The sequence below is a fragment of the Microcoleus sp. S13_C5 genome (assembly GCF_036700845.1).
In the GTDB taxonomy this organism is placed as follows: Bacteria; Cyanobacteriota; Cyanobacteriia; order Cyanobacteriales; family Microcoleaceae; genus Microcoleus.
In genome coordinates, this window is sequence record NZ_JAUBPR010000151.1 from 1 (window position 1) to 13,421 (window position 13,421).

12 protein-coding genes are annotated in these 13,421 nt (G+C 46.5%); 8 read left to right on the top strand and 4 right to left on the bottom strand.

Annotated features, from left to right (window positions below; translation table 11 throughout):
* The first annotated feature begins 57 nt into the window (after window positions 1-57).
* Window positions 58-963 carry a hypothetical protein gene (locus QUA04_RS25780; RefSeq protein WP_333262560.1) on the top strand — a complete coding sequence of 302 codons (906 nt, stop codon included), beginning with the start codon at window positions 58-60 and terminating at the stop codon, window positions 961-963.
* A gap of 307 nt (window positions 964-1,270) precedes the next feature.
* Here QUA04_RS25780 and vapC read toward each other — a convergent pair whose 3' ends face one another.
* Together vapC and QUA04_RS25790 are read right to left on the bottom strand one after the other, a co-directional pair.
* A complete protein-coding gene (gene vapC / locus QUA04_RS25785; protein ID WP_333262563.1) occupies window positions 1,271-1,669 on the bottom strand; it encodes a type II toxin-antitoxin system VapC family toxin in 399 nt (132 codons plus the stop codon).
* The gene (locus QUA04_RS25790; protein ID WP_333262566.1) at window positions 1,666-1,866 is read right to left on the bottom strand and encodes a type II toxin-antitoxin system VapB family antitoxin; all 201 of its coding nucleotides are present in this window, start codon (window positions 1,864-1,866) and stop codon (window positions 1,666-1,668) included. The genes vapC and QUA04_RS25790 overlap by 4 nt, the downstream gene beginning before the upstream one ends.
* Before the next feature lie 553 nt (window positions 1,867-2,419).
* Between QUA04_RS25790 and QUA04_RS25795 the strand changes: the two genes are divergently transcribed.
* From QUA04_RS25795 to QUA04_RS25815, 5 genes are all read left to right on the top strand, one after another.
* Entirely contained in the window at window positions 2,420-3,535 is a 1,116-nt protein-coding gene (locus QUA04_RS25795) for an SPFH domain-containing protein (RefSeq protein ID WP_333262569.1), read from the top strand.
* 391 nt (window positions 3,536-3,926) lie between these two features.
* The gene (locus QUA04_RS25800; RefSeq protein ID WP_333262572.1) at window positions 3,927-4,244 is read left to right on the top strand and encodes a YkvA family protein; all 318 of its coding nucleotides are present in this window, start codon (window positions 3,927-3,929) and stop codon (window positions 4,242-4,244) included.
* Window positions 4,245-4,387: 143 nt separating this feature from the next.
* Entirely contained in the window at window positions 4,388-5,428 is a 1,041-nt protein-coding gene (gene lpxD / locus QUA04_RS25805) for a UDP-3-O-(3-hydroxymyristoyl)glucosamine N-acyltransferase (protein ID WP_333262575.1), read from the top strand.
* A gap of 177 nt (window positions 5,429-5,605) precedes the next feature.
* A complete protein-coding gene (locus tag QUA04_RS25810) occupies window positions 5,606-7,267 on the top strand; it encodes a pentapeptide repeat-containing protein (RefSeq protein WP_333262578.1) in 1,662 nt (553 codons plus the stop codon).
* 141 nt (window positions 7,268-7,408) lie between these two features.
* The gene (locus QUA04_RS25815; protein ID WP_333262581.1) at window positions 7,409-8,293 is read left to right on the top strand and encodes a CPBP family glutamic-type intramembrane protease; all 885 of its coding nucleotides are present in this window, start codon (window positions 7,409-7,411) and stop codon (window positions 8,291-8,293) included.
* A 31-nt stretch (window positions 8,294-8,324) separates the two neighbouring features.
* On the opposite strand, the gene cbiE is transcribed toward QUA04_RS25815, so the two are convergent.
* Both cbiE and QUA04_RS25825 read right to left on the bottom strand, forming a co-directional pair.
* Entirely contained in the window at window positions 8,325-9,629 is a 1,305-nt protein-coding gene (gene cbiE / locus QUA04_RS25820; protein ID WP_333262584.1) for a precorrin-6y C5,15-methyltransferase (decarboxylating) subunit CbiE, read from the bottom strand.
* Between the two features lie 264 nt (window positions 9,630-9,893).
* Window positions 9,894-10,634 carry a DUF1868 domain-containing protein gene (locus QUA04_RS25825; protein ID WP_333262592.1) on the bottom strand — a complete coding sequence of 247 codons (741 nt, stop codon included), beginning with the start codon at window positions 10,632-10,634 and terminating at the stop codon, window positions 9,894-9,896.
* Between the two features lie 176 nt (window positions 10,635-10,810).
* Here QUA04_RS25825 and holA point away from each other — a divergent pair, with 176 nt between their 5' ends.
* Window positions 10,811-11,788 (top strand): DNA polymerase III subunit delta, encoded by a 978-nt coding sequence (gene holA / locus QUA04_RS25830; protein WP_333262587.1) that lies wholly within the window; start codon window positions 10,811-10,813, stop codon window positions 11,786-11,788.
* A gap of 229 nt (window positions 11,789-12,017) precedes the next feature.
* On the top strand, window positions 12,018-13,061 hold the full coding sequence (locus QUA04_RS25835) for a hypothetical protein (protein ID WP_333262590.1): 1,044 nt from the start codon (window positions 12,018-12,020) through the stop codon (window positions 13,059-13,061).
* Window positions 13,062-13,421: the final 360 nt, after the last annotated feature.

Genomic DNA, 13,421 nt, shown 5'->3' on the forward strand with positions numbered 1-13,421 from the left:
GCTGCAATGAATGATGAATACATGATGCTTCTTCTCAAATCCTTTTGTCAAGGCTGATTGAGATGCTCTTACCCTGCTCTGGGTATTCCTACTCAGGTTCAAATTTATCTTGATAACGGTGCTTTTTACTTTATAAAACGTGATGGTGAAACGCCAAGAAAAGAGTATGAAGAGTTTGTAGAAAAAGCTAAACCAGACTGGTATCCAATTCCTCAAGACTTTATTCCAACTCCCAAAATGACATTTAAGGAGCAGAAACAATGTTTTAAGCGCACAATGGAAATGAATCTGGCTTATAAAGACCATCCATCATACATTCCTGTTATTCACATTAGCGAATTGCTTGAAGACTATGTAAATGAAATCAAAGCACATAAGGAATTCTTAGCAAAACCATATATTGCTTTGGGTGGCATTGTACCAAATTTACTACGCGCTCCTAAAGCAATACCTTATCAGAAAATCCTATCTAGCATTCAACATATACGCGAAGAATTTAAGAATACAAAACTTCATGTTTTTGGCATTGGTGGCACAGCAACTATACATTTAGCCGCTTTATTGAGGATTAACTCAGTAGACTCAAGCGGTTGGCGCAGTCGGGCGGCGCGGGGGATGATACAATTGCCTGGAACCGGAGAGCGAATTGTGGCTTCTTTAGGTAACTGGAGGGGTCGTCAAGTCAGTCAAGAAGAAGAAAAAAAACTAGAGGAATGTCTCTGTCCAGCTTGTCGTCAGTATAAATTAGATGGACTTAAAATAAGTGGTATGGAAGGTTTTTGTAATCGAGCTACTCATAACTTGTGGATACTACTGGAAGAGGCTCGACTGATTGAAGAACATTTATATAATAGTGGAGATTATAAGGAGTGGTACAAGGGACACTTAGATAACACCATTTATCGTCCACTGATTGCTAAAATAGTTGAAAATTTGGAAGGCAGAGAAGTTAATGAAAACTAAAGCGAAGCGCACTGAAATTAATAACTTTGATGAACAAACAAATTGAACTAACTCGCTAGAATTAAGAGTTGAGGGCATTTCTCAACGAGCGCGGACAACAAACAAAAACATTTTCAGCAGTAGAAGTACGAGCTAGGCTGGGGTTAACAAGCAGTGAGCAAATCGAGATGTGATCGCCCCTCTCCCCTCCTCAATCTTAAAGTGCGATCGTCCTTATTTTCCCTGCATTGCGATCGCCTCTGGGACATCTCAAATCCAAAAGTGCGATCGGCCTCCCTAAGTTAAGATATAAACTGAGAAATCATCCTCATAGTAATACGACAGGAATGTGAGATCGGAAATTCTCAAAATCTTTATCAGTAGTGAAAATGCTGTAGCCGCGACGATGAGCAACGGCACATAACAGAAAATCAGTATTTGAACCCTGAACGCCATTACTGCGACAGGTATTGAAAAACTCTGCGGCTAACTCATAATCTTCAGTTGTTAGCTCTAAATCAGGAAAAGCACGAAGATACTCTCGCAATCGAGCAAACTGTTCCTTGTAGCGTACGCCAGAAAGTACCTCCTGACGAATCGCCCCCAGTAAAACAACTCGTCCATCTGCAATCAAATCACGCAGTACATTAACAATAGCGATCGCCTCATTTGTTGTGTTGCGCCGCAAGGCCAACGACCAAACGGAACTATCAACAAGAACATTCATAAAGTTTGTCGCTGTTGCTTGTAGTTATAATCTCCATCGTAGTCAATAGTACCAAACAATTCCATTACTTTTAGTTGTTTGCGACGTTGAATGTACTCGCGTAAAGCTGCTTCAATTAATGTAGTAGGTGTTGGATGGTTACTCAAATCAAGGGCTTCTTGAAGGAGATTTTTGTCAATTTCGAGCGTAGTTACCATATATTTTCCTCGTGCAAGTAGGGTATCACGTAATTGCCACCGAACAATGCTGTAATTTTAGTGTAGCACTGAAACTCTATCAATGGGCGATCGCTTTCTGCATTTAGTTCGCGGGAGGAGTAAGTTTTCGATGCCTATTAAAACTAACTCTTCTATCGATACATTCAAGTCGTTAGCGAGTTTTTGTAACTTTAGGAGGCGCTCATTTGAAAGGGCGATCGCGATCGTGTTCATCTGACTTACGCTCCTAGCATGATGCCTTAAGTATAGCCAATAAATCACTGACCTTTAGTCACCGTTAAACCAAATTGTAGGGTGCGTTAGACATTAATTCTTTCGATTTCAACAGGTTTGAAGGATCAGACGCACCCTATGGACAGTATTTCGATCGCCCCCACCATCAACTAGATGCAAGCTAGATCCAGTCCGGCCTGAATCGCGGGGAGTCCAGAAGTATAGAATAGAGGTTGCGGAACCGGCACACCGCCCGATCGCTCGCCCCCAGCAATTTGTTACCCTAAAAATAGAATCTTCGCTCCCTCAACTCCCTCCCATGAACAACGCTTCTCCCCTGATTCAAACGATAACTCCAGAACGCTGGGCCGGGTTTAGTATGGACTTTATAGGGGCCGGTTACACGGGTTTGTTGGTCAAAAACGGCCGCGCCGTGCGTACCCTAAAATCCGGGCGACATTTCAGCTTTGCCCTTCCCCTGCTGGAACAGTCTCAAATTGTCCTCGTAGACACCAAACTCCGCAATTTGGACGTGCAGTCGCACGGAGATTTTTTGTCTAAGGATCGGTTTTTAATTGATGCTACTCTGACAGTTATTTATCAAGTTATAGATCCGAAACGAGTAGCTTTGGAATTGTCCGATCCTATAGCTGTTTTAGCAAGTGCAGTTAAGGATTGTATGGGATTAGCGATCGGGCAAATACCCCTACAACAGCTTATCAGTCAAGGACGGCTGTTGCTGCGCCAAAATTTGCTCGATCGCGTCCAAGATTTTTATACCCTAGGTTTTAACTTAGAAGACGTGCGAATTGGCGATGTCAGCTTTCCCGAAACTAACGGAGTTATTCGCCAAGTTGAGGGAATGAGTGCCCGACAGGAAGCAGAAAATGCCGCCGCCCTGCAAATGAGAATTGCCGAAGCAGGCCGTCCGATTGTTCCTCAATCTCCCGTACAGCAGTTAAACTTAATTTCAGGTAATTCTCCTGCGAGTCTTCCAGCTTCAGACACAGCAGCAGGGTTCGATCGAGATTTACAACAACTAACACAACAACTTGCTCAAAACAGCCTTCCTGCTGGGAGAAATCCTCCCCAACTTGCACCGACGGTACTCGCAAGCAGCGATCGCAAAACAACCGCATATTTAATCTACAAACTTTCTGGAGAGGCGATCGCCCTAACAGCCAATCCCTTTACAATTGGACGCGAACCAACCAACACTTTAGTATTACAAGATCCGCAAAGTTCGCGCTACCACGCTCAAATCCGCCGGGCTAATGACGAAATTGGCAAACAGCGATATCAACTTGTCGATAGTGGCAGTTCCAACGGCACTTTTGTAGGGGGGCAGAGGCTGGCGGCTAACGAGCCTTTTTGGCTGCCAAATGGCTGCGAAATTGCGATCGGCGACCAAAAATGGATCTTTCAAAATTCGTGAGTCAGAGAGATGAAGATTTGTTTAAACAGCAGATAAACACAGATGAATCCCATCGGCGTTCATCTGTGTTTATCTGCTGACATCTGCGGTTGAAAAATCTCAAGTTAAGTAAGTTGATTTAATCACTCCATACACGTAATAGATAAAGATGGTTTTAAACCACAGATAAACGCAGATAAATACAGATTAATTCCATCGGCTTTCATCTTTCAGGTTTGTGTAGGGGCGTTGTCAAGAGTCCCCGCCCTTCCGACACAGCTTGACAACTTCTCCCTCCTCAATTCCCAATACTCCCAGGTAGAATTCTCTTGCCAACCCTAGGGGGGATATCTCCACAAGCATTTCGAGCGAGAATTTGTCAAGATTGAAAATATAAGTAGAGGACAAGCGCATGAACTTTTCTATACAATCTGTTTACAACTGGTACCGCGAGACGCTCCGCAACCCCAAGTACCGCTGGTGGATTATTCTCGGAACCCTGGCATATCTCATAAGCCCGATCGACATAGCCCCAGACTTTCTCCCCGTCATTGGACAAATTGACGATGTGGCGATCGCAGTCTTGCTGATTTCCGAAGTTTCACAAATGGCGATCGACTACTTTAAATCTCGCCAAACAGAAACAGCTTCTGGATCCGAAGCCACCGGTGCCAATTATTCTGAAGCCAACGGCAGCACCGTTGACGTAGATGCAGTTTCTGTAAAATAATTGCCAAAAATAATCGAGCGCTACAACCCCGACTTCTTCAAGAAACCGGGGTTTTTGTTTTTTAAATGGTAACTGCTCAGATCGTGCTCCAAAGCTGGTAATTTTAACTATGATCGATCTGTGCTAACAACAAATTTTTATAGATGAAGTTTAGCGAAATAGTAGAAAAACTTAACTTAGCCACCAGTCGCACCCTCCCAGCGTCGGTTGCTACCGATCCGGAAATTACTGGCGCTGCCCCTGTTGATGAAGCTCCATCGGGCACAATCAGTTATATAGAAGGTGCTAAATTTGCAGTTCATACAGCCACTACAAATGCTTCGGCTTTAATTTTGCCCTTAGATGAAAGCCTCCAAGCTCAATGTGACGATCGCAAAATTGCTTGGATTGCCGCACCAGATCCGCGATTGCTGTTTGCTGAAACGATCGCCATTTTCTATCAACCATTTCGCCCAGCATCGGAAATTCATCCCTCAGCCGTCGTTCACCCCTCAGCAGAAATTGGTAAAAATGTCTATATCGGCCCCCACGCCGTTATTCAAGCAAAAGTCAAAATTGGCAGCAACGTTTGCATTCATCCAAATGTCGTAATTTACCCAGATGCGGAAATAGGCGAAGGCACAGTTTTACACGCTAATTGTGTCATTCACGAACGTACTCGCATCGGGGCAAATTGCGTGATTCACAGCGGTGCGGCGATCGGCAGCGAAGGTTTTGGGTTCGTGCCGACAGCCACAGGATGGGTGAAAATGGAGCAGTCTGGCTGCACTGTATTAGAAGAGGGCGTTGAGGTTGGCTGCAACAGCACGATCGACAGGCCCGCTGTCGGAGAAACCCGCATCGGCCAGAATACAAAAATCGACAATTTAGTACACGTAGGTCACGGCTGTCAAGTAGGAAAAAATTGCGCGTTTGCTGCTCACGTTGGCATGGCTGGCGGGGTAAAAATTGGCAACAATGTAATTTTGGCAGGTCAAGTAGGAATTGCTAATCAAGCCCAAATCGGAGATGGGGCGATCGCCACTGCTAAAGCCGGAATTCACAGCGACGTGCCCGCAGGGGCGATCGTGACGGGCGTTCCAGCAATTCCCCACAAACTATTTCTCAAAGCCGCAGCCGTCTACAACCGGTTGCCAGAAATGTACCAGTCTCTGAGGCAAATTCAGCGCAAGCTCGATCGGTAATCAATTGGCAGTTGGTAGTTGGCAGTTGTCATCAGAAACCTCGGAGAAACCCGTGCGTTTACGCCGCCGATCGATCTGTGATGAATGCTCGCCAGTTTTCCCTCAGTTGTAGCACTCCCTACCACTAAAGAAAAAGCTGATCTATGATATGTACTGGAACTATGCGTCTAGCTCTAGATGGAAAAACAGGAATTTCTCGACCTGCTTAAGCAGGGTGTAGATAGCTGGAACTTTTGGCGACAGAAAAATCTCGATGTAGAGGTAGATCTTAGCCAGATTAGGTTCAGTCGAGACTTCAGCGGGATTGACTTTAGTGGGGTTAACCTCAGCGGCTCGGACTTCAGCGAGGTATATCTAAGCAGGGCTAACTTCAATGGTGCTAACCTCAGCGGAGCTAATCTTAGCGAGGCTCAACTCATTGAAGCTGACCTCAGCAAGGCTAACCTCAGCAAGGCTAACCTCAGCGAAGCTGACCTTACCGATGCTAACCTCTGTGATGCTAACCTCGTGGGAGCTAACCTTATAAAGGCTCATCTAGGTAATGCTAACTTCCGTGATGCCGATCTACATGGAGCTAACCTCAGTGAAGCTTACCTTCTTGGGACTGACCTTGGTGAAGCTAACCTCGGTAAGGCTAACCTAAAATCTGCTGAGGTTATCGAGGCTAATCTTAGTGGGGCTAATCTTAGTGGAGCTTACCTTAATGGAGCTAACCTCAGCGGAACTGACTTCAGCAGGGCTAACCTCCGTAAGGCAGATATGGGGTACAATGGGTATGATTTTGAGGGAATTAATACTAATGTGATTGAGAGTAACCTCAGTGGGGCCGATCTACATGGAGCTAACCTTACTGGAGCTAATCTTAGCGGGACTGAATTCTATGGAGCTAATCTGATCAGGGCTAATCTTTCAAAAACTCAAGCAGCAAATGCTCAATTCGCTTTTGCCAAGTTTACTGGAGCCTGTATTGAAGGTTGGCAATATAATATTGCTACGAATTTCAATGGAGTAATTTGTGAGTTTGTTTATTCGGATTCTAACAGGCGAGAACCCTATCCCGTAGGAAGAAGATTTACTCCAGGAGAATTTACCAAAGTTTTTCAAAAAAAATTTGAAACAATTGATATAGTTATTTGCAATGCCATTGATCTAGAAGCTTTTGTTTACTCATTTAAAGCCATACAAGCTGAACACGAAGACGCTAGAATAGATATCCAAAGCAGAGAAGAGAAAGGGGAGGATATTTATGTAGTTAAGTTGAGTATGTCTCCTGATGTAGATCGGGAGGAAATTCATGCTGAATTTATGAAAGTTCATGAATTGATACGGGAAGCTCTAGAAGAAAAATATAGAACAGAGATTCGTGTAAAAGAAACTCAAATCGTACAGTATCAGCAGGAAACTCAAACTTTAAGAGAAAATATTAATAATCTACATAACATACTTCAACAGCAAACAGAGGTACAAAAACTCATGGCAGAAACTCCTAAATACGATCTTCGTGGTTCAAAGTTCGGTGGTGGCTTCGCTGGAGATCGAGGAACACAGATAGGTGGAATTCTAAATGACTACTCATCTAAGCAAAGTCTGGATGAAGCAGCAGCAGAAATTCAACAGCTTTTGAAGCAACTAGAAGAAACTAATCCTACTACAACTGAGACAGAAAAAATGATAATTGCAGCAAAGGCTGCTGATGAAATAAAGAATAATCCCACCTTGAAAGCACGAGTGATTGGCGCCCTCAAAGCAGGAGGTACTGAAGCATTTAAAGAGGCGGTAGATAACCCGCTAGTTAATGTTTTGGTAGCAATTATTGAGGGATGGATGCAAGTAGATTAGAAGCTTGTCCCATCACAGTCCTCCACAATAAAAAGCTCGCGGGTTTCCGATCGTTAAAGAGGTAATATCTCGTCAGATAAAAGCTAGGACTCAATTAGTCATTGCAATAGAGTTGATGCGTCCAGGACTATAGCTATTAAAATGTGGAATCACCTAAACAACCTGCGACTGCAGTCGCCGTCAATACCAGCAATTGTCAAAATAATCTTGTTTTTCTCAACTTGGATTGTTGTGTGGCTTCCCGCAGCGATTGTGCTGGCGATCGCCCTCAAATGGCATCCGCCCCAACCCCTGGAAAACAAAAAACTACCTTTACTAGCTTCCCTCTACGTGATTGTCCCCTTCATTTTATGGGTGACAAGTTGGATTGAAAACACCTCTTTTGCCAACTGGGGTTGGGATTGGCAACCCGCAGTTTTGATGTCATTAATGCGGGGATTAGGATTAGGAATAATTAGCTTAGTAATTTTATTCGGTCTGCAATTAGCCACAGGCTGGATCGAGCTAAAAAAAAGCGAGGCTTCCACGGAAACAAGCGAAAAAAAAATTAATTTGTGGACTTTAATTTTTAACCCGGCTAGTCTGCTGACTCTGTTATTAGGACTGTGGATTAGCGCCACAGAAGAGTTAATCTTTCGCGGCTGCTTGCAAACAATCCTCCAGCAAGATTACTCAGTGCTAATCGCAGCAGCGATCGCCAGTTTCATTTTCGCGATCGCCCACCTAATTTGGGCAGCCAAAGAAACTCTACCGCAACTGCCAGGATTGTGGCTGATGGGGATGGTTTTAACATTAGCCCGCATCGCCGACAATGGCAGTTTAGGATTGGCGATCGGCATTCACGCAGCTTGGATTTGGGGTATAACCACCGTAGATACAGAAGGCGCAATTAATCCAACAGGCCGCGCACCGGAATGGATTACAGGAATAGCAGCGAAACCGCTAGCAGGTGCAGCCGGCATTTTATTGCTACTAGCAACCGCAACCTTACTCTTCCTGACTCAAATCAGCGTTAATCAGCGCTAATCAGCTTAAATCAGCGGTAAAAATTCCCACATTAATTCAAGTGTCGATCGATCGTCACAATCGAAACCGGATTCAGCGCGTCAAAACGAGTTGAATTCCCCCCAGTCACAGAACGCGATAACTGCACTTGGACGATTCGGTAACTCCAGTGCGGTTCCCGGCGCACCCGATCGCCCATCCAGCTCAAAACAATAGCAATATCCTCAAAAGCATCCAAAGCCAGGACGATCGAGCCTCCAGGAAGCAGCCGCAGCGCGCAAACGCCCAAAATTTTAGTCAACCCTCCACCGCTACCGCCGATAAAAATCCGGTGCGGCGGACGCAAGCGGTGCAAGATTTCCGGGGCGGTTCCATAAATCGAAAACACATTTTGCAGGCCAAAACGACCGTAGTTGAACTCGATCGCCGAAGTACCAGAAACCGTTTGTTCGATCGCGTAAACCTCAGACTGCGGGAATAAACGAGCAATTTCGATCGACACAGAACCGTTACCAGCACCCACATCCCAGACCACTTGTCCCGGTTGCAAAGCCAATTGTGCCAAAACCAACACCCGCACTTCCCGTTCAACCGTCAAACCAGGCTTGTCGCCACAACCGATAAAAGCTGCATCCGGTATTCCCAACAAAGGCAACTTTTCCAAATCCAAAGGTGCTGCCCTCGCGGGGGACTCCCGCAGCATCACAACCACGCTCAGCGGTGCAAAAGACTCTCCTAGCAAAGCTGACAGAGAACGCAGACCCACCCGCTCGTCAGCAGCACCCAAATTCTCGCAAACCCAAAATTCGTAGCGTGTAGGCAAATCTAGAGCTTTCACCAAATTTGCCAGGGCAGCCGGAGTATGAGTTTCGTCGGCAAGCACCGCAATTTTCTCGACACCGAGCTTTAGCTTCGCCGTCAGCTCCTCAAAATAACGTCCTTGAGAGCCAACAAAATGAGCGTCTTGCCAAGGGATTTGCAAGCGGTTAAAAGCCAACTGCACAGAACTGACATGGGGGTGAAAAGTCAATTTTTCTGCCGGCAATTGGGCAATTAACAACTTTCCCCAGCCGTAGAACAGCGGGTCGCCGGCCACTAAAATTACGATCGGTCTATCGCGGGGTTCCACCGTCCCCGCAGAGGGTTCTAATTCGGGTTCACTCGCCCACCAGCGCCGAATTTCCAGAATTGCTTCGGTCAAATCTTCCAACGCCCAGCGCTCTCCGTCGTGCTGGGGAAAATAGCTCAAATGGCGATCGCTCCCTATTAGCAGAGCGGCCATTTCTACAACCTGCCGCGCCGATTCGCTCAGCCCAGCAGCTCCATCTAAACCTATACCAACAACGTTTACTGTCACTTTTTAAGCAAAAAGTAAAAAACCAGAATTACTGATTTTTCCTGGTTTTTCATAAATTTTTTCCTTGACTTTACTGTCAAACAAAAATAATTAAAGCATTTAATAGGCAATATCCTGACTATTGTCAAAGGGGAGAGAGGGAGAGGGGGCGAGAGAGTGGGATATGGGGAGATGGGGAGAGTGGGAGATGGAAAAAAATCTTCCTTCTTCCTCCTTCCTTCTTCCCTCTTCCCTCTTCCTTCTTCCCTCTTCCTTCTTCCTTCGTTAAAACTCAAAAACAGGCCATTCCGGTTGCCGGAGATAGGTGGTCATGTCGTCAAACTTCCGCAGTTCCACTCGGTTTACGGACAGTTCTTGCGGCGTGTCCAGCCATTGCTCGTTTAACTCTGACAGCAAAGCGCACAAGCGATCGCGGTCAAGGTTCGGCCCGACATCCCCAAAATAAGCCAGAGTAATGTGTGCCGTAAAATGATATTGCTGTTCAATTCCCAAAGCCATTAAATCGGGATTTTGATAGATCGATCGGCGAAACTCCAGAATTTGCTTGTAAGAGTTTTCGTCCGTCGGTGCCAAACAAACACCCACAGCTCTAGTCATCACCATCAACCCCAGCACTATCCAGCGAATGGGAGCGCCGCCCGCCAAGGGTTTGCAGGTTGCAAAACGATCGGCCATGCGCGAGCGCAGTTGCTCCTCAAATTCTGGATTTTTATCAGAGGCATCTCGAAAAGCGCTGCTCCAAATCAAATCGGCTACGGTTAAATGGAAGCTATCAGGAGGCAGTGCCACGAGCGCACCCTCCCCTATTTCCTGCAATAGCCGTTGTTGGCTCGAGTGCAAATTACTATAAAATGCAGCATTTTCTGCATCTTCCCCCGCAGGGGGCGTAATCACTGAATAACCTGGAAAAGGTACAGGATATCTCCTGCCTGCTTCGTCGGGCTTAAATTTTGGAGATTCCTGAATGTGTTCCACCTGGGACTTGTAAGAGTCCAGCAGCGTCATTCGCGCCACCCGATTTACGTAAGCTTGATAAGTATCATCCAATCTTGATTTCCTCGCGGTGACAAACTCCCACACCAAATTTTATATTATGGTGCGGGCTTCCAACAGTCCTATTCAGGATATGTTGGACTTGCGGAACGTGCAACTCTGATTTTTTTGGCTACTGAGCGTTTTTCATGCAAATTTACCTGTTTTGGGGGGAAGACGATTTTGCGATGGCGCAGGCTGTGACAAGTTTGCGCCAAACAGTCCTCGACCCCAACTGGGCTAGTTTTAACTATGACAAAATTATTGCCGATCGAACCGACGCTGTGGTCGAAGGGCTCGATCGAGCCTTAACGCCCCCCTTCGGTACCGGCAGCCGTTTTGTCTGGTTGGCAAATACGACTGTAACGCAGCAGTGCTCTCCTGAACTGTTAGCACAATTTGAACGAACACTGCCAGTTATTCCCCCTACCACCGTGTTGCTGCTGACATCCGTCAAAAAACCCGACAGCCGGCTCAAATCTACCAAGTTAATTTCCCAGTCCGCCCAAGTGCGGGAATTTTCACCGATTTCGCCTTGGAATGAGAAAGAATTAGCCCAGCGGGTGCGCCAAGTCGCCGGCGAAATGAATGTAAAATTGACAGCCACAGCGATCGAACTTTTGGCCCAATCCATTGGCAGCGATACCCGCCAGCTATACAGCGAACTCGAAAAATTGCTGCTTTTTGCGGGCAACCGCAGCCAACCTCTGAACCCGGAGGAAGTTGCCGCACTGGTGCACTGTCACGCCCAGAATACCTTCCAGCTAGCCGATGCGATTCGCGAGGGCAATACCTCCGCCGCTTTGGATTTATTGGCAGGCTTAACTGCCCGCAGCGAGCCTGGTTTGAGGATTGTGGCTGGCTTGACTGGTAAGTTTCGGATTTGGCTGTGGGTAAAGGCGATGATCCAAGCGGGCGATCGCGATGATAAAATTGCTCAAGCTCTAGATCTGGGCAATCCGAAACGAGTATACTATTTTCGTCAAGAAGTCAAGAACGCCAGCTTAGAAAAACTGCAAAAAAGTTTGCCTTTGCTGCTAGAGTTAGAAGCTTCTTTAAAGCGGGGCCGGGAAGAAATCTCAACCCTGCAAACCAAAGTTATAGAACTTTCTAGCTTGTTTCGCTGATGCGCGACAGGACACAGGATCGGCCCCCTACTGTAAATTTTTACAACAAATTTCGATAGCGGCTATGTGCTTGATGCCGGATCGCGGGCCAAAAGGTCAATAGATACTAGAAATACTCTCAGAATGCCAAAGTAGAAGTTAATGTGGTAAATAAATATTGTCCGCCGAATGCCGATCGGTTAATATTATTTGCCGGCTCTCCACCCCCCCCAAAAAAAGAGCGCTACCCATGACACAACAGAACCCGCGGGAACTGCTCAAGCAAGGCGATCCAAAAGCGATCGCATCTAGCATCAACCGTACACTCAAACCCAAAGGCATCAACGCCGATGTGACGCGGGACAACGGCTGCCTCCACATAATTCTGGAGGCAGACAAAGTACCGGATCAAATGGTATTGGTCGATTTCATCCGCACCGGCATGACGAAGCTGGGGCTCGAATCAATTCACACTGTAAAGGTTTACGGGCGTCGAACAGGTGACGGATCGCCTGCGTGGGAAGATGAAATTGATCTGATGCCTGCGGATTCAATGCCTTACCCCTTGGATAGTGGAATGCCTGACGACTCTGTAGGTTTAGATGATGTCGAGCCCGAAGGCCAAGACTATTATCAAGAAGGAGAATTCGATCGAGATGACGACGAGGAAGACGAAGACGAAGACGAAGACGAAGATCAAGCCCCGCCTCCGAAAAAACAATTTCCCAAATGGGTAATACCTGTGGGTATCTTAGTACCTCTGGCGGCGATCGCAGGGCTTTTCTTTACTAAAACTTTCCCCTTCGGCGACTCGAACCCAGAACCTATAGCCCCCGAAGCTGCTTCCCCCTCCCCCCAACCCTCATCTCCCCCTTCTAAAGCCGCTGCATCCTCTCCAGCCGCATCTCCGGGCACCCCACAGGCATCCTCCCCTGCACCCAAACCCGCTCCCACTGCTGCTGCGCCAGCAAGCCCAGCTCCAGCTTCTCCTGCACCAAAAGCCGCAGCAGCATCTCCGGCGCCCAAGGCAGCCTCTCCTGCACCAAAAGCCACCGCGCCTAAGCCTGACTCTTGGAGGGAAGCCGTTAACACAGCTCAGAAGGCAGCAATTTCGGCCCAGACGGCTCAGTCTCAAAATGAGTGGATCGCAGTAGCAAGCCAGTGGCAGCAAGCGGTTAAGCTCATGAGATCCGTACCGTCAACCAGCCCGAACTATCAAAAGGCTCAGCAAAAAGCGGCAGAGTATCAGGCTAATCTGATTGTTGCCAACCGCAGGGCGGCAGCAGCGCCTTAAGAGTTTTGAGTTTTGAGTGGAATACTCGATGTGCTAAAAGTCAAAAGTCAAAAGCCAAAAGTAAAAAATCTTGTTTTTACTGAAAGCTTTCTTACCTTTTGACTTTTTTCAATTTTATTAAAATTTCATTTGATTTTACCTATTACTTTAACTCCAAAAGCTGTAATTCTTTTTCATTCAATCGTTTTTAAGCCCATTCTAATTTCATTTTGATATCAAATCCGGTAGCATCCTCGGGCGTAAAATCCCGTCAAAAGTCAACAATCACGCGGCAACCGGAATAGTAACCCACATTCCGCAGATATTCAAGCAGAAGGAAAGGAAGATAGATTCGGAAACACAAAACTCCCAAACGATTGC

Bases quoted from the DNA above. Each gene is read 5' to 3' on its own strand.
- holA (WP_333262587.1), top strand. From the start codon at position 10,811: ATGCAAATTTACCTGTTTTGGGGGGAAGACGATTTTGCGATGGCGCAG.
- QUA04_RS25815 (WP_333262581.1), top strand. From the start codon at position 7,409: ATGTGGAATCACCTAAACAACCTGCGACTGCAGTCGCCGTCAATACCA.
- QUA04_RS25825 (WP_333262592.1), bottom strand. From the start codon at position 10,634: ATGACGCTGCTGGACTCTTACAAGTCCCAGGTGGAACACATTCAGGAA.
- QUA04_RS25835 (WP_333262590.1), top strand. From the start codon at position 12,018: ATGACACAACAGAACCCGCGGGAACTGCTCAAGCAAGGCGATCCAAAA.
- vapC (WP_333262563.1), bottom strand. From the start codon at position 1,669: ATGAATGTTCTTGTTGATAGTTCCGTTTGGTCGTTGGCCTTGCGGCGC.
- lpxD (WP_333262575.1), top strand. From the start codon at position 4,388: ATGAAGTTTAGCGAAATAGTAGAAAAACTTAACTTAGCCACCAGTCGC.
- QUA04_RS25795 (WP_333262569.1), top strand. From the start codon at position 2,420: ATGAACAACGCTTCTCCCCTGATTCAAACGATAACTCCAGAACGCTGG.
- QUA04_RS25800 (WP_333262572.1), top strand. From the start codon at position 3,927: ATGAACTTTTCTATACAATCTGTTTACAACTGGTACCGCGAGACGCTC.
- QUA04_RS25810 (WP_333262578.1), top strand. From the start codon at position 5,606: ATGGAAAAACAGGAATTTCTCGACCTGCTTAAGCAGGGTGTAGATAGC.
- QUA04_RS25790 (WP_333262566.1), bottom strand. From the start codon at position 1,866: ATGGTAACTACGCTCGAAATTGACAAAAATCTCCTTCAAGAAGCCCTT.